13 protein-coding genes are annotated in these 19,693 nt (G+C 70.4%); 2 read left to right on the forward strand and 11 right to left on the reverse strand.

Annotation, left to right across the window (positions count from 1 at the left end):
* Positions 1–231: 231 nt before the first annotated feature.
* The 5 genes from ilvC to JOC24_RS26700 all read right to left on the reverse strand — a co-directional run bounded on the left by ilvC (position 232) and on the right by JOC24_RS26700 (position 8,013).
* Positions 232–1,233: a ketol-acid reductoisomerase gene (gene ilvC, locus JOC24_RS26680; protein WP_205022946.1), complete on the reverse strand. Its 1,002-nt coding sequence runs from the start codon at positions 1,231–1,233 to the stop codon at positions 232–234.
* Between the two features lie 105 nt (positions 1,234–1,338).
* On the reverse strand, positions 1,339–1,866 hold the full coding sequence (gene ilvN, locus JOC24_RS26685; protein WP_031091631.1) for an acetolactate synthase small subunit: 528 nt from the start codon (positions 1,864–1,866) through the stop codon (positions 1,339–1,341).
* Positions 1,867–1,888: 22 nt separating this feature from the next.
* Positions 1,889–3,739, reverse strand: coding sequence for an acetolactate synthase large subunit (locus JOC24_RS26690; protein WP_205022947.1), 1,851 nt, complete (start codon positions 3,737–3,739; stop codon positions 1,889–1,891).
* 223 nt (positions 3,740–3,962) lie between these two features.
* Positions 3,963–6,794, reverse strand: a complete 2,832-nt coding sequence (locus JOC24_RS26695; protein WP_205022948.1) for a putative bifunctional diguanylate cyclase/phosphodiesterase — start codon at positions 6,792–6,794, stop codon at positions 3,963–3,965.
* A 268-nt stretch (positions 6,795–7,062) separates the two neighbouring features.
* Positions 7,063–8,013 (reverse strand): 2-hydroxyacid dehydrogenase, encoded by a 951-nt coding sequence (locus JOC24_RS26700; protein ID WP_205022949.1) that lies wholly within the window; start codon positions 8,011–8,013, stop codon positions 7,063–7,065.
* A 94-nt stretch (positions 8,014–8,107) separates the two neighbouring features.
* Between JOC24_RS26700 and JOC24_RS26705 the strand changes: the two genes are divergently transcribed.
* On the forward strand, positions 8,108–9,100 hold the full coding sequence (locus JOC24_RS26705) for an aldo/keto reductase (RefSeq protein ID WP_239581023.1): 993 nt from the start codon (positions 8,108–8,110) through the stop codon (positions 9,098–9,100).
* Between the two features lie 309 nt (positions 9,101–9,409).
* Positions 9,410–10,630, forward strand: coding sequence for a PQQ-dependent sugar dehydrogenase (locus tag JOC24_RS26710; RefSeq protein WP_205022950.1), 1,221 nt, complete (start codon positions 9,410–9,412; stop codon positions 10,628–10,630).
* A gap of 146 nt (positions 10,631–10,776) precedes the next feature.
* Here the strand turns inward: JOC24_RS26710 and JOC24_RS26715 are convergent, their stop codons facing one another.
* From JOC24_RS26715 to gatA, 6 genes are all read right to left on the reverse strand, one after another.
* The gene (locus JOC24_RS26715) at positions 10,777–11,421 is read right to left on the reverse strand and encodes a hypothetical protein (protein ID WP_239581024.1); all 645 of its coding nucleotides are present in this window, start codon (positions 11,419–11,421) and stop codon (positions 10,777–10,779) included.
* A gap of 255 nt (positions 11,422–11,676) precedes the next feature.
* Complete coding sequence (locus tag JOC24_RS26720) at positions 11,677–13,893, reverse strand: MMPL family transporter (protein ID WP_205022952.1); 2,217 nt, start codon at positions 13,891–13,893, stop codon at positions 11,677–11,679.
* Between the two features lie 224 nt (positions 13,894–14,117).
* Entirely contained in the window at positions 14,118–16,229 is a 2,112-nt protein-coding gene (locus tag JOC24_RS26725) for a phosphocholine-specific phospholipase C (protein WP_205022953.1), read from the reverse strand.
* 196 nt (positions 16,230–16,425) lie between these two features.
* On the reverse strand, positions 16,426–17,934 hold the full coding sequence (gene gatB / locus JOC24_RS26730; RefSeq protein WP_205022954.1) for an Asp-tRNA(Asn)/Glu-tRNA(Gln) amidotransferase subunit GatB: 1,509 nt from the start codon (positions 17,932–17,934) through the stop codon (positions 16,426–16,428).
* Between the two features lie 16 nt (positions 17,935–17,950).
* A complete protein-coding gene (locus JOC24_RS26735; protein WP_205023014.1) occupies positions 17,951–18,184 on the reverse strand; it encodes a hypothetical protein in 234 nt (77 codons plus the stop codon).
* 5 nt (positions 18,185–18,189) lie between these two features.
* The gene (gatA, locus tag JOC24_RS26740; RefSeq protein WP_205022955.1) at positions 18,190–19,692 is read right to left on the reverse strand and encodes an Asp-tRNA(Asn)/Glu-tRNA(Gln) amidotransferase subunit GatA; all 1,503 of its coding nucleotides are present in this window, start codon (positions 19,690–19,692) and stop codon (positions 18,190–18,192) included.
* Between the last annotated feature and the right edge of the window lies 1 nt (position 19,693).

Genomic DNA, 19,693 nt, shown 5'->3' on the forward strand with positions numbered 1-19,693 from the left:
CGTGGAAGACGCACGACACTGTGGGCCCTGACGCGTGTATGTGTTGAGCAGTGTAGTCATGCGGCCGGGCGCGGACCGCGCCCCGGTGGAAGGATCACCCGCACGGGGTGGACGGTCTGTACGGACGTACGGAACCGCCTTCCTGCCACCCGCCCCTCCCCGCAGTGACACGGGGTGTGAGACCGGCCGTGTGCCGGGGGCGGGCCCGTCGGACCTGCCCCCGGCGAGAACTCAGGCGTCCTCGTTGTCGACCCAGCTCATGAGCTTGCGGAGCTCCTTGCCGGTGGTCTCCAGCAGGGACTCGCTGTCGGCCTTCTTGTACTCGTTGTACTTGGGCAGACCGTTGTGGTACTCGGCCATCCACGCCTTGGCGAAGGTGCCGTCCTGGATCTCGGCGAGGACCTTCTTCATCTCGGCCTTGGTGGCGTCGGTGATGATGCGCGGGCCGGTGACGTAGTCGCCCCACTCGGCGGTCTCCGAGATGGACCAGCGCATCTTCTCCAGGCCGCCCTCGTACATGAGGTCGACGATGAGCTTCAGCTCGTGGAGGCACTCGAAGTACGCGATCTCCGGCTGGTAGCCGGCCTCGGTCAGCGTCTCGAAACCGGCCTTGACCAGGGCGGCGGTGCCACCGCAGAGGACGGCCTGCTCACCGAACAGGTCGGTCTCGGTCTCCTCGGTGAAGGTCGTCTTGATGACGCCGGCGCGCGTGCCGCCGATGCCCTTCGCGTAGCTGAGGGCGAGCTCCAGGCCCTTGCCCGTGGGGTCCTGCTCGACGGCCACGATGCACGGGACGCCGCGGCCCTCCTCGTACTGGCGGCGGACCAGGTGACCCGGGCCCTTCGGGGCGACCATGCAGACGTCGACGTTGGCCGGCGGCTTGATGAAGTCGAAGCGGATGTTCAGGCCGTGGCCGAAGAACAGCGCGTCGCCGTCCTTGAGGTTGTCCTTGACGGACTCCTCGTAGACCTGGGCCTGGATCGGGTCCGGGACGAGGATCATGATGACGTCGGCCTCGGCCGCGGCCTCGGAAGGCGTCACCACGCGCAGGCCCTGCTCCTCGGCCTTGGCCTTGGACTTCGAGCCCTCGTGCAGACCGACACGGACGTCGACACCCGAGTCACGCAGCGACAGCGCGTGGGCGTGGCCCTGGCTGCCGTAGCCGAGGACCGCGACCTTGCGGCCCTGGATGATGGACAGGTCGGCATCGTCGTCGTAGAACAGCTCGGCCACTGGGTCTTCTCCTTGGTGTGCAGGTGTTGCGTCCCACCGTACGGCGGGGTGCGTGGGGTACGTTGCCGGGTCTCGCCATACGAGCGGCGAGGTGGCCGGATGGGGTTACGCCGTACGGTCGAGTGCGCGCAGGGAACGGTCGGTGATCGAGCGCGCGCCGCGCCCTATGGCGATGGTGCCGGACTGGACGAGCTCCTTGATGCCGAACTGCTCGAGCATCTTGAGCATGGCCTCCAGCTTGTCGGCTCCCCCGGTCGCCTCGATCGTGACGGCCTCCGGGGAGACGTCGACGGTCTTGGCGCGGAACAGCTGGACGATCTCGACGATCTGGGAACGGGTCTCGTTGTCGGCACGGACCTTCACCAGGACGAGCTCCCGCTGGATCGCTGCGGCGGGCTCGAGTTCGACGATCTTCAGGACGTTGACCAGCTTGTTGAGCTGCTTCGTCACCTGCTCCAGGGGCAGGCCCTCGACGTTCACGACAATGGTGATGCGTGAGATGTCGGGATGTTCGGTGGTACCGACCGCGAGCGAGTCGATGTTGAAGCCGCGCCGGGAGAACAGGGCCGTGATCCGGGCGAGGACACCCGGCTTGTTCTCGACCAGGACGGAGAGTGTGTGCTTACTGGACATGGAGTCTGTCTCTCTCTGTCTCTCAGTCGTCTTCGTTGTCGCCGAAGTCGGGGCGGACGCCGCGCGCTGCCATGACCTCGTCGTTGGAGGTGCCGGCTGCGACCATCGGCCACACCATGGCGTCCTCGTGGACGATGAAGTCGATGACGACCGGGCGGTCGTTGATCGCGTTGGCCTCGGCGATGACCTTGTCCAGGTCGGCAGGGTCCTCGCAGCGGATCGCGTAGCAGCCCATCGCCTCGGACAGCTTGACGAAGTCCGGCACGCGGGTGCCCTTGGCGGGGAGGCCTTCCGTGTCCGCGCCGGAGTGCAGCACGGTGTTGGAGTACCGCTGGTTGTAGAACAGGGTCTGCCACTGGCGGACCATCCCGAGCGCGCCGTTGTTGATGATGGCGACCTTGATCGGGATGTTGTTGAGCGCGCAGGTGGTGAGTTCCTGGTTGGTCATCTGGAAGCAGCCGTCGCCGTCGATCGCCCAGACCGCGCGGTCGGGCATGCCCGCCTTGGCGCCCATGGCGGCCGGGACGGCGTACCCCATGGTCCCGGCGCCGCCGGAGTTGAGCCAGGTGGCGGGCCGCTCGTACTGGATGAAGTGCGAGGCCCACATCTGGTGCTGGCCGACACCCGCCGCGAAGATCGTTCCTTCGGGGGCGAGTTGACCGATGCGCTGGATGACCTGCTGCGGCGAGAGGCTGCCGTCCTCCGGCAGGTCGTAGCCGACGGGGTACGTGTCGCGCCAGCGGTTGAGGTCCTTCCACCAGGAGCTGTAGTCACCGGTGTTGCCCTCGGTGTGCTCCGCCTGGACCGCCTGGACGAGGTCGGCGATGACCTCGCGGGCGTCGCCGACGATCGGGACGTCGGCGGCGCGGTTCTTGCCGATCTCGGCCGGGTCGATGTCGGCGTGGACGATCTTGGCGTACGGCGCGAAGCTGTCCAGCTTGCCGGTGACGCGGTCGTCGAACCGGGCACCGAGCGCGACGATGAGGTCGGCCTTCTGCAGCGCGGTGACCGCGGTGACGGCACCGTGCATGCCGGGCATCCCCACGTGCAGCGGGTGGCTGTCGGGGAAGGAGCCGAGCGCCATCAGGGTGGTGGTGACGGGCGCTCCGGTGAGCTCTGCCAGGACCTTCAGCTCGGCGGTGGCGCCGGCCTTCATGACGCCGCCGCCGACGTAGAACACCGGGCGCTTGGCCTGGGTGATGAGCTTGGCGGCCTCGCGGATCTGCTTGGCGTGCGGCTTGGTGACCGGACGGTAGCCGGGCAGGTCCATCGTCGGCGGCCAGCTGAAGGTGGTCTTCGCCTGCAGCGCGTCCTTGGCGATGTCGACGAGCACCGGTCCCGGGCGGCCGGTGGAGGCGATGTGGAAGGCCTCGGCGATCGTGTGCGCGATGTCCTCGGCGCGGGTGACCAGGAAGTTGTGCTTCGTGATCGGCATGGTGATGCCGCAGATGTCGGCTTCCTGGAAGGCGTCCGTGCCGATGGCGCCGGAGGCCACCTGGCCGGTGATCGCGACCAGGGGCACGGAGTCCATGGCGGCGTCGGCGATCGGGGTGACCAGGTTGGTGGCACCGGGGCCCGAGGTGACCATGCAGACACCGACCTTGCCCGTGGCCTGCGCGTAACCGGTGGCCGCGTGACCGGCACCCTGCTCGTGTCGGACCAGGATGTGGCGGACCCGGGTGGAGTCCATCAGCGGGTCGTACGCGGGAAGGATGCAACCGCCGGGGAGCCCGAATACGGTGTCGGCGCCGACTTCCTCGAGAGAACGGATGAGGGACTGCGCGCCCGTGAGGTGCTCAACGGAGGCGGAGGACGGTCCGCCGTTACGGGCCCGCGGCTGCGGGTGCTGGGCCCCGGTTGCCTGCTCGGTCATCGGCCTTCTCTTCTCGAAGCTGAGGGTTTATGCGGTGTTTTTGCGGGGTTTCGAAAGGTCCCGGTGCAACAAAAAACCCCTCGTGCCGTGAGGCAAGCGAGGGGAGCGCGCCGGTGCGGTCTGCAGGGTGTACACGAGTGACCCTGCTTCAGCCGACGCGCTTTCCAAGTACGAGAATTCGGGTGCGCATGGCATTGACCCTCTCTCCGGCACGCATACGGTGTCAAGTGGGTGGGACGGGAGTCTCATCATGTGAGCGGCTCTGGAGTGGGATCACGCCGCCGGCGAGCACCGGCCGAGCACCCTGGCCGACGCCCGGGACGGGGTATTTCCCGCGGGTCAGGGTGCGCCGCAGCCGGTACTCGTCCAGCGGTCCGGAGAAGGCCATCCCCTGGCCGTGCGTGCACCCCATGGCACGCAGGGCGCGGACCTGTTCGGGCACGTCCACCCCGTCCGCCACCGACTGCATGCCGAGGTCCCCGGCGATCCGCAGCAGCCCGCCGGTGATCTTGTGCAGCCTCGCCGACTCGACGACGCCCTCCACGAGGCACCGGTCCAGCTTCAGGACGTCGATGGGGAGCCGGCGCAGGGCGTTGACCGCGGCGTACCCGCTGCCGAAGCCGTCGAGCGCGATCCGTACACCGAGCCGACGCAGGGCGACGAGCCGCTGTTCCAACTCGTCGAAGGAGATCCGCGGGTCACTGTCCGCCACTTCGATCATGAGGGCGCCCGAGGGCAGTCCGTACCGGGTCAGGAGCGCCTCGACCGACCCGGGGGGCAGTGCCCGGTCCAGGAGTCGGGCGGCGGACACGCGCACGGAGACGGAGACCGCGTGCCCGGCCCTGGAGCGGTCGGCGGCCTGCTCGACCGCCTCCTCCAGCAGCCAGGTCCCCAGCTCGGCGGCGCGTTCGTTGCCGTCGGCGACACGGAGGAACTCGGCGGGGGTGAAGAGGATGCCCTGCGCGGAGCGCCAGCGGGCCTGGGCGGCGACGGCCGCGACCGTGCCGCTGGCCAGATGGACGACGGGCTGGTGGAGGAGGGCGAACTCACCCTCGCGCAGGGCCGTGCGCAGTCGTGCCGCCAGCTCGGAGCGACGCACGACGTCCGCCTGCATCTGGGGGGCGTACAGCTCGACCCGGCCCTTGCCGTTCGCCTTCGCGCGGTACATGGCGAGGTCGGCGTTGCGCATGAGGTCCTTCGGTGTGATGGAGGGCTCGGCGAAGGCGACCCCGATGGAGGCGGCCACCCGGACCTCACCGGCGCCGATCCGGTACGGCTGGGAGAGTCTGAGGCGCAGCCGGTCGGCGATCTCGTGGACCTGGTACTCCCGGGCGGCCTGGTCCCGGGTGCCGTCGCCGACGATGAGCGCGGCGAACTCGTCGCCGCCGAGGCGGGCCGCGGTGTCCGAGGTGCGCACGGACTCCTGGAGACGGCGCCCGGCCTGGATCAGGAGCTCGTCACCCGCCTGATGGCCGATGGAGTCGTTGACCGCCTTGAAGCCGTCGAGATCGATGAAGAGCACGGCGGTGCCCGGGTCACCGGCCCGGCGGCCCCCGAGTGTCTGACCGACCCGGGTGGTGAAGAGTGCGCGGTTGGGCAGATCGGTGAGCGGGTCGTGTTCGGCGTTGTGCTGGAGCTGCGCCTGCAGCCTGACCCGCTCGGTCACATCACGGCTGTTGAGCAGCAGGCCGCCCTCGTGCCGGTTGACGGAGGACTCGACGTGGAGCCAGTCACCCGTGCCTGATCTGAAGCGGCACTCGATCCGGGTGGTGGACTCCTCGCCGGACGGCACGGCGAGGAAGCGCCGCAGCTCGTGGACCACCCCGCCGAGGTCGTCGGGGTGGATGATCGACGACAGCTCCGTGCCGACGAGGTCCTCCGCCTCGCACCGGTAGACCCCGGCCGCCGCGGGGCTGACGTAACGGAGGACGCCACTGGGCTCGGCGATCATGATCACATCGCTGGAACCCTGCACCAGGGAGCGGAAGTGGTTCTCCTTCTGGGCGAGTTCCTGGGTGAGCGCGATGTTGTCGAGCAGCATGATGGCCTGCCGCAGGACCAGCGCGAGCACCACCGTGCAGGCGGTGAGGACGACCACCCGGTCGACCCTGCGGCCCTCCACCACGTTGTAGAGGATGCCGAGGGTGCAGACCGCCGCGGCCAGATAGGGCGTGAGCGCGGCGAGCGACCCGGCGATCGGGCGGCTCGCCGCGCGTGACCCGGGGCCGGACGCTTCGACAGCGTTGTCCTGACCGCGGCCGGCACCCCAGGGCGCGTAGGCGAGGATCAGCGAACCGGCGAACCAGCCCGCGTCCAGCAGTTGTCCCGAGTGGTACGACGAGCGCAGCAGCGGGGCGGTGAACAGGGCGTCGCACAGCACGGTCAGGGCGAGGCCGGCGATGGCGGTGTTCACCGCGGAGCGGTTCATGCTGACCCGCCGGAAGTGCAGCGCGAGCACCATGGAGACCAGCACGATGTCGAGCAGCGGGTAGGCCAGCGAGAGCGCCGCCCTGGCCACGCTCTCCCCCGCGGCGTTCACGACATGCGCGGCCTGGGCGAGCGCGAGGCTCCAGGAGAGCGTCAGCAGGGAGCCGCCGATCAGCCACGCGTCCAGCACCAGGCAGACCCAGCCGGCCCGCGTGACGGGCCGCTTGGCCAGGACGAGCAGTCCCACGATGGCGGGCGGGGCGAAGCAGAGGAAGAAGAGGTCGGCGAGGGAGGGGGCGGGCACCGCACGGCCCAACACCACCTCGTACCAACCCCATACGGCGTTGCCTCCGGCGGCCATGGCCGAGGAGAGCGAGAAGAGCAGCCACGCGGGCCGGAACCGGCCGCCGCCGACGCGGGCGTACAGGAAGCACGACACCGCGGCGATCAGGGCAGCGGCGCTGAGTCCGAAGTCCCCCATGAAGAGCGCCACTTCGGGTGACCCCCAGCCGACGGCCGCCCCCACCGCGTATCCGGCGCACACGACGGCGAGGCCGAGTTGGGCGCGCAGCCCCGCCGTCCGTCCGGACGCCGGCTGCCGGGCGAGGAGGGCCTCGAGGGCGCTCACCGGAGAACTCCACGGACAGGCCCCGGCGCCCTGGCCGCCGTCGGCCTCCCCTGCCCGCACCGTCGCGTCGGTTCGTCTCTCCATTGGCCGAACATCGCCCGTCGCCCCCTCGCGTTGCGCTTCCTCCCCCGGCGCCGTCCCTTCCACGGCGCAGCCCTCTTCTGGACGATACACCAGACTCGTCACGCAGGGACATAGGTCATCTACTCTCCGTGACGACCTGGGGTGTTGAGGAGCCCCACGGTGCCCGGAGCGCTTCGGAGCGTGGTCAGCCGGTCGTGAGGACGAGGTTGTCGACCGGCTCCCCCGCGGCGAACCGGGTGAGCTGTCCGGCCAGCAGCCGTTTGGCCCTGGGCAGGAACGCGGAGGTGCTGCCGCCCACATGAGGAGTGATCAGCGTATTGGGAGCATGCCAGAGAGGGTGGCCCGCGGGCAGCGGTTCGGGGTCGGTCACGTCGAGCGCCGCACGCAGCCGCCCGGACTCGAGTTCGGACAGGAGGGCCGCGGTGTCGACGACGGCGCCCCGCGCGACGTTCACGAGCAGGGCGCCGTCACGCATCGCGGAGAGGAAACCCGGGCCCACCAGCCCTTGTGTGGAGGGGTTCAGCGGCGTGGACAGAATGACGACGTCGGCCTCGGGGAGCAGCGTGGGAAGTTCACCGATCGCGTGTACGGGGCCGCGTGCGGTGGCCCGTGCGGAGCGCGCGACGCGTACCACCCGCGCGCACTCGAAGGGTTCGAGCCGGTCCTCGATGGCCGCGCCGATCGATCCGTAACCCACCACGAGAACCGACTTGTCGGCGAGTGCCGGGTAGAAGCCCGACCGCCACTCCTCCTTGTCCTGACCGTGCACGAAGCCGGGGAACCCGCGGAGCGAGGCCAGGACCAGCGCGAGCGCGAGCTCGGCCGTCGAGGCCTCGTGCACGCCCTTGGCGTTGCAGAGCCGCACTCCGGCGGGCAGCAGACCGAGGCCCGGCTCCACGTGGTCTATGCCCGCGGAGAGGGTCTGGACGACCCGGACCGCGCGCATGCCCTCCAGCGGACGGACCGCGACCTCGGGGCCCTTCATGTAGGGGACGACGTAGAACGCGCAGTCGGCGGGATCTGCCGGGTAGTCCCGGCCACCGTCCCAGTAGCGGTAGTTGAGACCCTCGGGGAGGCCATCGACCTCATCGGCGGTGAACGGCAGCCACACGTCGGTGGCAGATGGAGAAGTCATGGTCAGGAGGCTATGCGAAAGGCGCGGAACGGCAGAGGCTACTTTGGGGTGCTGGTGGCCCCGTGATCATGGGACCGAGGGAGGGTTCGGGGAGTTGGAGCGCAGGACTATCGGTGCGGCGGCGCTCGCCGTGGGTGCGGTCGGGCTGGGCTGTATGCCGATGAGTTGGGCCTACAGCACGTCGCAGCAGCGAGGTGACCGCTCGGTGCGGACCGTGCACGCCGCGCTGGACGCGGGCGTCCAACTGCTCGACACCGCGGACATGTACGGGCCGTTCACCAACGAGCTGCTCGTCGGACGGGCGCTCAGGGGCCGTCGGTCCGAAGCCTTCCTCTCCACCAAGTGCGGTCTGCTGGTGGGGGATCAGCACATCGTGGCCAACGGGCGCCCCGGCTATGTGCGCCGGGCCTGTGACGCCTCGCTGCGACGGCTCCAGACCGATGTGATCGATCTCTACCAGCTGCACCGGGCGGACCCCGAGGTGCCGGTCGAGGAGACGTGGGGCGCCATGGCGGACCTGGTGACCGCCGGGAAGGTGCGGGCGCTCGGGCTGTGCGCCGTGGGTGCCCGGGCCGGCCGCGGGCCGGGGGCGCGGATGCACGACGGCACCGTTCGGCAACTGGAGCGGGTGCAGCAGGTCTTTCCGGTCAGCGCGGTCCAGACGGAGCTCTCCGTGTGGTCGCCCGAGGCCTTGGAGGACCTGCTGCCGTGGTGCGCGGCACGGGGTGTGGGTGTGCTGGCGGCGATGCCGCTGGGCAACGGCTATCTCACGGGCACCCTCAAGCCCGGCCAGGGCTTCGAGCCGGATGATCCGCGGGCCAGGCATCCGCGCTTCACCGCCGAGATGATGGCGGCCAACCAGCCCGTGGTGGCGGGGCTGCGCAGGATCGCGGAGCGGCACGGCGCGACCCCGGCGCAGGTGGCCCTGGCGTGGGTCCTGCGGCAGGGCCGCCATGTGGTGCCGGTGCCCGGCGCGAAGCAGGAACGGTGGGCCGTGGAGAACGCGCAAGCGGCGGGGCTGGCGCTGACGGACCGGGATCTGGCCGAGATAGCCGGGCTGCCGCGGGCTCGTGAGTCCTGGGACTGACGTGGGTCCTGGGGCCGGGTTCGTCGTGAGACTGATGTGAATCCTGGGGTCGACGTTCGTCCTGGGATTGACGTGAGTCCTGAGGCCGGCGTTCGTCCTGGGATTGACGTGAGTCCTGGGACTGGCGTTGGCCCCGGGACTGGCTCGGACGCGTGGACCGCCCCGCCGATTGGGACCGCCTGGGCTGCGCGGGACCTGACGACGTCGTGTGGAACCGACGACGCCGTGTGGGCCCGTTTGCCCGCGTGGCGCCGACTGTGTCGCGGGAGAATTGACGAAGATCGGGAACCCGGGGCGGAGTGGCGGTGTATGAACAGTAGTCGTGCGACCGTCGAAAGGATCGGTGCTGTGCAAACTCCCGCGCTCCGCAGGGGGGTAGTGGGCCTGCTCGTCTCGGCCTCCCTCCTGCTGTCCGCCTGCTCTTCCGATGACGGCCCGGCGGCCGGGGAGGGGGCCGCCTCGCGCCCGGCGAGCGGTGCGCCCACTCCCCCGGCCTCGGCGAGCCCGTCGGCGGAGCTGCCGCCGGCCAAGGGCTCGGTCGAGGTGGTGAAGACACTCACGGAGGACCTCGCGTCTCCCTGGGGCCTCGCGGCTCTTCCGGGGGGCGACCTGCTGGTCTCCTCGCGTGACGAAGCGACGATCACCCGGATCGACGGCGAGAGCGGCAGGAAGACGCTGCTGGGTTCGGTGCCGGGGGTGGCCCCGGCGGGCGAGGGCGGCCTGCTGGGCCTCGCCGTCGCCCCGACCTTCGGTGCGGACCATCTGGTCTACGCCTACTTCACCACCGAGTCGGACAACCGCATCGCCCGCATGCTCTACGACGAGAAGAAGCCCGCAGGACAGCAGCTGGGAGCCCCGGACACCATCCTTCGGGGCATCCCGAAGGGCTCCATCCACAACGGCGGGCGGATCGCCTTCGGACCCGACCGCATGCTGTACGCCGGCACGGGCGAGACGGGTGACACGGGTCTCGCCCAGGACAAGTCGTCCCCCTCGGGCAAGATCCTGCGGATGACGCCCGACGGCGAGCCGGTGCACGGCAATCCCGAGGCCGATTCCCTCGTCTATTCGTACGGGCACCGCAATGTCCAGGGTCTGGCCTGGGACGGCGAGAAGCGGCTCTGGGCATCGGAGTTCGGCCAGAACACCTGGGACGAGCTGAATCTGATCGAGCCGGGCAAGAACTACGGCTGGCCCGAGGCCGAGGGCAAGCAGGGCGAGTCGGGGTTCGTCGACCCGGTGGCCCAGTGGAAGACCTCGGAGGCTTCCCCGAGCGGCATCGCGTACGCCGAGGGGTCGATCTGGATGGCGGGACTGCGAGGCGAGCGGCTCTGGCGGATCCCGCTCTCGGACAAGGCGGACGGAGCACCGTTGGCCGACCCCCAGGCGTTCCTGGAAGGGAAGTACGGCCGCCTGCGCACGGTGCTCGCGGCGGGCGGCGACAAGCTGTGGATGGTCACGAGCAACACGGACGGCCGCGGCGACGTGAAGTCGGGGGACGACCGGATCCTGCTCCTGAAGGTGCGGTAGCCGGGCCTACCCCCGGCTGCCTGGTTCCGCACCATGAGGTGCGGGCGGTAGCGCTGCGCCGGCGGGGCCGCCTCCGGCCGGTGCGCGGCAGGAGCCGTGCACCGGAACCGGATGACGGATGCCTCGGCCGACCTGCTGCGGGGTCCTCAGCCCCCGGCGGCGGACGGCAGCGCGACGAAGAGGTCGAGGTACATGGCGACGGAGATCAGCAGACCGAGCACACCGAGTGCCACGCCCGCCGCGGCGACGGAACGGACCCATCCCGCCTGCGGAATCACGGAGGGGGTACCGAAAGCGGGCCGGACCAGGACGAAGACGCCGACGATCAGCGCGAGCAGCGCGAAGAGGCCGTTGACGAGGGCCGTGGTGTGCCAGGCGTCACCGTAGATTTCGGAGATCTGCTGGGCGGCACTGCCGCCGCCGGAGGTCTTGATCTGGCCGATCAGGGTCTCGCGCTCGGCGGCGACGCGTCCGGTCCACGCGCCCGAGAGCGAGACGATGCCGAGCCCGGCGGCCACGACTGCCGCGGCTCCGGTTCCGACTCCGGCTGCGGCGGTGGCATCGGCGTAGGGGCTCGGCTCGAGCTCCAGGCCGTCCTCCGCGGCTGCGTCGGTCGCGGCCACGTCCATCGCGGTCACGTCCGCCGCCGTCACGCCCGGTGCGACGCCGTCCGGGACGGCGTCCTCCTCGGAGGCGGCCTTCTTCGTCACGCCCGGCGCAGCGGCGGTCGCGTCGGAGGTCTTCTTCTCCTCGGTGTCGTCAATGGTCGGAGTGGAGGGGGAGGTGTTCATGCGCCGCACGCTAGGGGGCCCGTATGAGAACCTCCTTAACACCGGTCACCTCAGTTCTGTGCCGTACGCCATTCAGAGGCCGGGCCGCCCGGATCCCGTCGTCCCGGCGCTTGCAGCGGCACGGACGGGCCCGGACGTTCGGCTTCCGGACGCGCGGGTGACCGGGCCCCGGCCCTGCGCGGCTGCCTCCGGTGGACGGCCGTGGTCACAGTGTTCGCAGCGGCGCGGCTGTGCCTCCCCGGTCATCGCGGCAGCTCAGTGGAGATGCTGCGTGACGGGCCGGTCGGCGTCGCCGGTGCGCTCCCCCGGGATCTCCGCACGTGGTGCGGGGCGGTCCGGTGGCTCGATGCTGATGCGCGGAATCAGCCGGTCCAGCGGGCCGGGCAGCCACCAGTTCGCACCACCGAGCATGTGCATCAGTGCGGGCACCAGCAGGGTGCGCAGGACGAAGGCGTCGAGCGCGACGGCTGCGGCGAGCGCGATGCCGAACATCGCGATGACGCGGTCACCGCTGAGGACGAAGGCGAGGAAGACCGAGATCATGATCACCGCGGCCGAGTTGATCACCCGGCCGGTCTCCGCGAGTCCCACGCTCACCGAGCGGTTGTTGTCCCCTGTCTCCAGCCATTCCTCGTACATCCGGCCGACGAGGAAGACCTGGTAGTCCATCGACAGCCCGAAGAGCACCGAGACCATGATCACAGGAAGGAACGGCTCGATGGGACCGGCACTGCCGAGCCCCAGCAGCTCGCTCCCCCACCCCCACTGGAAGACCGCGACGACGACGCCGAAGGACGCGGCCACCGCGGCCACGTTCATCACGGCGGCCTTGAGGGGGATGGCGAGGGAGCGGAACGCCAGCAGCAGGAGCAGGCAGCCGAGCCCGACGACCACCCCGACGAAGAGCGGCAGCTTGCCGATGATGATCTCCGCGAAGTCGTCGTAACTCGCCGTCACTCCGCCCACGTGCATCCGGAGCGAGGTGTTCTCACCCACCGGTGGCAGGACGTCGTGACGCAACCGGTCGACGAGTTCGCTGGTCCGCTCCGACTGGGGCGCGGACTCGGGGACCACAGTGAGGAAAGCGGTGTCACCGCTGCCGTTGTACGTCACCGGACTCACCGAGGCGACGCCCTCGGCGGCCCGCAGCACGGCGGGCAGGCCGTCCAGGGCGAGCCGGTCGTCGGCTCCGTCGAGGTGGGCGGCTATCGTCAGCGGCCCGTTCACACCCGCGCCGAACCCGTCCGCCAGCAGGTCGTACGCCTGACGGGTGGTGGCCGTAACGGGGTTGTTGCCCTGGTCGGAGGTGCCCAGGTGCAGGGAGAGCGTGGGTACCGCGAGCACCGCCATGAGGACGGCGGCGACCGCTCCCAGCAGCCGGGGGCGCCGCTCGACGAAGGCAGACCAGCGGACGGCGAAGCCGGTTGCCTGTTCGCTCTGCGGCCCGTGCTCGGCGAGCCGCCCGCGTTCCCTCCGGCTCAGGGCCCGCATCCCGATGAAGGAGAGCAGTGCGGGCAGCAGGGTCACGGAGGCTGCGACGGTCAGCACCACGGTGAGGGAGGCGGCGATCGCGACGCCGTTGAGGAAGCTGAGGCGCAGGACCAGCATGCCCAGCAGGGCGACGCAGACGGTGGCTCCGGCGAAGACGACGGCACGCCCCGTCGTCGCGACGGCGTTCCGTGCCGCTTCGTGTACGGACAGGCCGCGCCTCAGTCCGCGGCGGTGCCGGGTGACGATGAAGAGGGCGTAGTCGATGCCGACGCCGAGCCCGATCAGCATGCCCAGCATCGGCGCGAAGTCGGCGACGGTCATGATGTGGCCGAGCAGCACGATGCCCGCGTACGCCGTGCCGACGGAGACGAGGGCGGTGGCGATGGGCAGCAGGCTGGCGGCGAGCGAGCCGAACGCGAGGAAGAGGACGACCGCGGCGACCGCGACCCCGATGGCCTCGCTCAGATGGAGGGCGGGTGCCTCGGTCGCGGCAGCGGTGCCGCCGAGCTCGACCTGGAGCCCCTGGCCGGCGGCTTCCTGCGCGGTGTCGGAGACGGCCTGGGCCTGCCCGGGCGGTATCTCACCGGCCCTGTGGTCGAAGGTGACCGTCGCGTAGGCGGTGCGCCCGTCGGCGCTGATCTGCCCCGCGGACGTCTCCCCGTAAGGACCGGTGACGTCGCCGACTCCGGGCAGCGCGCCGATCGTGTGCAGGGTCCTGGTCATCGTCCGCTCGACGTCCCCGTCGCGGACGGTGGAGTCCGGGGTGTGCCAGACGACGGTGGCGGTGTCACCGCCGAGGTCCTTGAACCCGGCTGCCAGGAGCTCGCCGGCGCGGCCCGACTCGGTGCCCGGCACCTCGTAGTCGTTGGAGTACGCGGACCCCGCGAACCCCGCGGCTGTGGCCACGCCCCCGAGGGCGACCAGCCAGATGAGGACGGCGGCGAGGCGGTGCGTGAGGCACCAGCGGGCGATGGCGGCCAACGGACGTGCTCCTGGGGTTCGTGGACCGTGGGGGGATATGCGTGGACATCCCGCGAAGTCGCATGACCTGAGAGCCTCACTCTGTCAGCCATTCCTGAGCTTTTGCCGCTTTCGTGGGCATGGTCACACGGCTTGACTTCCGCCCCTTCCTCCCCTTCCGCCCCGTTCGGCACCTCACCGCCCGCCCTTCCTCTCCACCACCCCCACCGCGCCCTCCCCGCCCGTCAGCCGGAGACGCTCGTCCTGCCGTTCTCGATGTGGCCCATCAGCCGTCGCCGGAAGGATCCCTCCTCGTCCGCCGTCACCACGAGGTCGTACCAGCCGTGGGCGTCGGCCGCCGAGTGCGCGACCGTGCGGCTGCGCCCCGGCTTGACCTTGACGGTCCGGGTCCAGTCCCGCAGGTCGTCCTCGTCGACGTATCCGAGGGGCCGCACGGTGAAGGTCAGCGTCCGCCTGCCGTCGTTGCGCAGCGTGAGGTGAAGATCCCGCTCATGGGCGTCGATGCGGGAGGAGACCTCGGCGCCGCCGTCGGCCGCTCCTTCGAACTCCCGCCGGAAGCCGTTCGGGCCGGTGACCGTGAAGCGGTACCCCTCACCGTTCGGTGGCACCGTCCACCGCGCCGTGCCCTTCACGTCCTTGTGCTGCGGAGCGGGGAACTCGTGGGCGTAGGGGTGGAGGGTGAAGTGCGCCGAGGACCGGCCGGTGTTGCTGAGGTCGACCCGCAGCCCTCCGTCCGCGTGCGTCACCCGGGCGTCGGGCTGGTAGGGCAGGGGCCGGGCCGGCCGGGTGCCCGGCTCCTGGACGGGCATGCGCTGGACGGCCGGCGGCTGCGGCTGCCAGCGCCCGCCGAACGGCGGTATCGCGGCGGGGAGTTCCGTCTTCGGCTGCCGCCGCGCCCTGGTGAAGTCGAAGGCCGAGGTGAGGTCGCCGGTGACCTGGCGCCGCCAGGTTCCGATGTTGGGTTCCTCGACCCCCGTCCAGCGCTCCAGGAGGCGGATCACGGAGGTGTGGTCGAAGACCTCGGAGCAGACGTATCCGCCGACCGACCAGGGGGAGACGACCAGCAGGGGCACTCGTACGCCCAGCCCTGTGGGCCGGCCCTCCCAGTGCTCCTCGGTCACCTCGGGCGGGGCGACCGGCGGCGGCACGTGGTCGAAGAAGCCGTCGTTCTCGTCGTAGTTGATGAGGACGACGGTGCGGCGCCATACGTCGGGGTGTTTGCCGAGCGCGTCCAGGACCTTGTAGACGATCGTCGCGCTGTGCGCCGGCGAGGAGACGCTGGGGTGCTCGGAGTCCACCGCGGAGGGGACCAGGTAGGAGACCTCGGGCAGGGTCCCCGCCGCCACGTCCCGGGCGAACTCGGCGGTGAGCGTGCCCGTCTCGACCCGGCGCAACCCCCGCTCGAACAGGCTGCGCTCGGCCCGGGTCAGGGTGGCGACGCCCTCGTCGAGCAGGCCCAGCAGCCGCCCCCGTTCCTCCCCCTCGTCCGCCTCACGCACAGTGGCGTAGAAGGACTCCATGTAGGTGTGCCCGCCGGTCCTTGCCAGCGCCTTGCGGGCGACGGCCTTGAAGGTGGCGAAGAACTCGATCTGGTTGTCGGTGAAGTTCTCCCACTCGGTGTACGTCTTCCAGCTCCGCCCGGCCTTCTCCAGCCGCTCGGCATAGGTGCCCCAGTCGTATCCGGGGTGGGTGCCCTCGTCGTACGCGTCGTTGCCCACGGCCCGCCTGCCGTCGGCCTCGTCACCCGTCCTGCCGCTCCACAGATGGTTGCGGTTCGGGCTGGTGGAGCTGTGGATCGAGGAATGGTAGGCGTCGCAGACCGTGAAGGTGTCAGCGAGTTCGTAGTGCAGCGGGATGTCGCCGCGGTCGTAGTAGGCCATGGTCGCGGCGGTCTTCGCGGTGACCCAGCCGTTCATCCAGCCGTCGGCCCAAGCCTTGGCGCCACCGCTCCACGAGTGGTCGAGGGCGCCGATGTACTGCAGGTCCTTCTTCTGGGCCGCCGCGGCCTCGCGCACGGGGAACGGCAGCACGGTGGTGCCCAGCGGGCCCGGCTGCTCGAAGACGGTTCCGCCGGTGGGGAGTTCGACCGCGTTGCGGTCGGCGAAGCCGCGCACTCCTCGCAGCGTCCCGAAGTAATGGTCGAAGGAACGGTTCTCCTGCATGAGGATCACCACATGCTCGATGGCTTCCAGCCCCTCACGACCCGGCCGCCCGGCCGGGGGCCCCGCGGCGAGCGCCGCCTGGAGCGACGGGGGCAGGAACGATCCAGCCGCCGCGGCGCCGAGTGCGCCGCCCCCGAGCGCGAAGAGCCGCCGCCGTGACATGTCCGTGGTCAAGTGAGCCTCCCGGTTCCGTGTCTACGGCTGGGAAACTAGTCACACCGGATGGCTGCGGGAAGGCCGCCGTACGGCCTGGCGGTGAAGTCCCGGCCGCCCCCGGGGAGGTGACGGCCCCGGCTCCGGCACGAGCAGCGAGAAGGGGGCGGTGGAACCGCAGCGCGGTTCCACCGCCCCCTTCGGGACGTGCCGGGGATCAGCCCTCGACGCCGAGCCTCTCCAGGATCAGCTCACGCACACGCGCCGCGTCCGCCTGGCCGCGGGTGGCCTTCATGACCGCGCCGACCAGGGCGCCGGCCGCGGCGACCTTTCCGCCACGGATCTTGTCGGCGATCGCCGCGTTGGCCGCGATGGCCTCGTCGACTGCGGTGCCGAGCGCGCCCTCGTCCGAGACGACCTTCAGGCCGCGCTTCTCCACGACGGTGTCCGGGTCGCCCTCGCCCGCGAGGACACCCTCGAGGACCTGGCGCGCCAGCTTGTCGTTGAGGTCGCCGGAGGCGACGAGCTCCGCCACCCGGGCGACCTGCACCGGGGTGACCGGCAGCTCGTCCAGGCCGCGGCCGGTCTCGTTGGCGTTACGGGCGAGCTCGCCCATCCACCACTTGCGGGCCTGGTCGGAGGGCGCGCCCACATCGGTCGTGGCGACGATCAGGTCGACCGCGCCCGCGTTGAGGATGGACTGCATGTCGTGCTCGTTGACACCCCACTCCTCCTTCAGCCGCTTGCGGCGCAGCCGGGGCAGCTCGGGGAGCCCCTTGCGGAGCTCCTCGACCCAGTCGCGGGCGGGTGCGACCGGCACCAGGTCCGGCTCGGGGAAGTAGCGGTAGTCCTCGGCGTTGTCCTTGATGCGGCCGGCCGTGGTGGAGCCGTCCTCCTCGTGGAAGTGCCGGGTCTCCTGCACGATCGTCCCGCCGGAGTTCAGCACCGCGGCGTGGCGCTGGATCTCGAAGCGGGCGGCACGCTCGACGGAGCGCAGCGAGTTCACGTTCTTCGTCTCGGAGCGCGTGCCGAACTTCTCGCGGCCGTGCGGGCGCAGCGAGAGGTTGACGTCGCAGCGCATCTGGCCCATCTCCATCCGGGCCTCCGAGACGCCGAGCGCCTTGATGAGCTCGCGGAGCTCGGCGACGTACGCCTTGGCGACCTCGGGGGCACGTGCGCCGGCCCCCTCGATCGGCTTGGTGACGATCTCGATGAGGGGGATGCCGGCTCGGTTGTAGTCGAGCAGCGAGTGGGAGGCGCCGTGGATACGGCCGGTGGCACCGCCGACGTGCGTCGACTTCCCGGTGTCCTCCTCCATGTGGGCGCGCTCGATCTGCACGCGGAAGATCTCACCGTCCTCCAACTGCACGTCCAGATAGCCGTCGAAGGCGATCGGCTCGTCGTACTGGGAGGTCTGGAAGTTCTTCGGCATGTCCGGATAGAAGTAGTTCTTCCGGGCGAAGCGGCACCACTCGGCGATCTCGCAGTTCAGCGCGAGCCCGATCTTGATGGCGGACTCGACGCCGATCTCGTTGACGACCGGAAGCGCGCCCGGCAGTCCGAGGCAGACCGGGCAGGTCTGCGAGTTGGCGTCCTGCTTGAGCTCGGTGGAGCAGCCGCAGAACATCTTGGTCCTGGTGCCGAGCTCCACATGGACCTCGAGGCCCATGACGGGGTCGTACGTCGCGAGGGCATCCTCGTACGACTCCAGGTCGATGACAGTCACGATGAAACTTTCCCTCTCAGCCCAGCAGGACGTCGTCGTCGCCGAGACGCTTGAGCTCGCGGTAGAGGATCGCGAGTCCGGTCACGATCGCGGCGGCGGATACGGCGGCGTCGATGAGCCGCAGCGTGTCGTTGTCCTGGCGGGCCATCCTCGCCTGCTTGACGACGCTGAGCGCGCCGAAGGCGGTGCTGCCCAGCGACACGTACACGCCGGACTTGGACTTCTTGAAGTTCTTGGCCTTCTTTGCCATGGCACTCACAGTGACGGAGCCTCCTCAAGCAGCGGGTGCCCCCACTTTTCCACGAAAGCGGCCTCGACGGCGGCTCCGACCTTGTACAGCCGGTCGTCCTTCATGGCAGGGGCGATGATCTGCAGTCCGACCGGCAGGCCGTCCTCCGGTGCCAGGCCGCAGGGCAGCGACATGGCGGAGTTGCCGGCCAGGTTGGTCGGAATGGTGCACAGGTCCGCGAGGTACATCGCCATCGGGTCGTCGGCACGCTCGCCGATCGGGAAGGCGGTGGTGGGCGTCGTCGGCGAGACGATGACGTCCACCTGCTCGAACGCCTTCTCGAAGTCCTGGGTGATGAGGGTGCGGACCTTCTGTGCCGAGCCGTAGTACGCGTCGTAGTAGCCGGAGCTCAGCGCGTACGTGCCGAGGATGATGCGGCGCTTGACCTCGTCGCCGAAACCGGCCTCGCGGGTCAGCGCGGTGACGTCCTCGGCGGACCGCGTGCCGTCGTCGCCGACCCGCAGGCCGTAGCGCATGGCGTCGAAGCGCGCCAGGTTCGAGGAGCACTCGGAGGGCGCGATCAGGTAGTACGCCGAGAGAGCGAGGTCGAAGGAGGGGCAGTCCAGCTCGACGACCGTGGCGCCGAGGGACTTCAGCAGCTCGACCGACTCGTTGAACCGCTGGACGACCCCGGCCTGGTAGCCCTCGCCGGAGAACTGCTTGACCACACCGACGCGCATGTCCTGTACGGAGCCGTTGCGCGCGGCCTCGACGACCGGCGGGACCGGTGCGTCGATGGACGTCGAGTCGAGCGGGTCGTGTCCGCCGATGACCTCGTGCAGCAGCGCCGCGTCCAGGACCGTACGGGCACAGGGGCCGCCCTGGTCCAGCGAGGACGAGAAGGCGACCATGCCGTATCGGGAGACACCGCCGTAGGTGGGCTTGACGCCGACGGTGCCGGTGACGGCCGCGGGCTGGCGGATGGAGCCGCCGGTGTCCGTGCCGATGGCGAGCGGCGCCTCGAAGGAGGCCAGTGCGGCGGAGGAGCCGCCGCCGGAACCGCCCGGGATACGGGTGAGGTCCCAGGGGTTGCCGGTCGGGCCGTAGGCGCTGTTCTCGGTGGAGGACCCCATGGCGAACTCGTCCATGTTGGTCTTGCCGAGGATGACGACGTCGGCCGCCTTCAGCTTCTTCGTGAGGGTCGCGTCGTACGGCGGGACCCAGCCCTCGAGGATCTTCGAGCCGACGGTGGTCGGCATGTCCTGCGTGGTGAAGATGTCCTTGAGCGCGAGCGGGACGCCGGCCAGCGGGCCGAGCTTCTCGCCCGCCTCGCGCTTGGCGTCGACGGCGCGGGCCTGCGCGAGCGCACCCTCACGGTCGATGTGCAGGAAGGCGTGGACCTTCTCGTCGATGGCGTCGATCCGGGCCAGGTGGGCCTCGGTGACCTCGACGGCCGTCAGCTCGCCGGAGGCGATCTTCGCGGCGATCTGGGCCGCGGTGAGCTTGATGATGGTGCTGATGTCCGTCATG

Source organism: Streptomyces sp. HB132, from assembly GCF_016909575.1.
Taxonomy (GTDB): domain Bacteria; phylum Actinomycetota; class Actinomycetes; order Streptomycetales; family Streptomycetaceae; genus Streptomyces.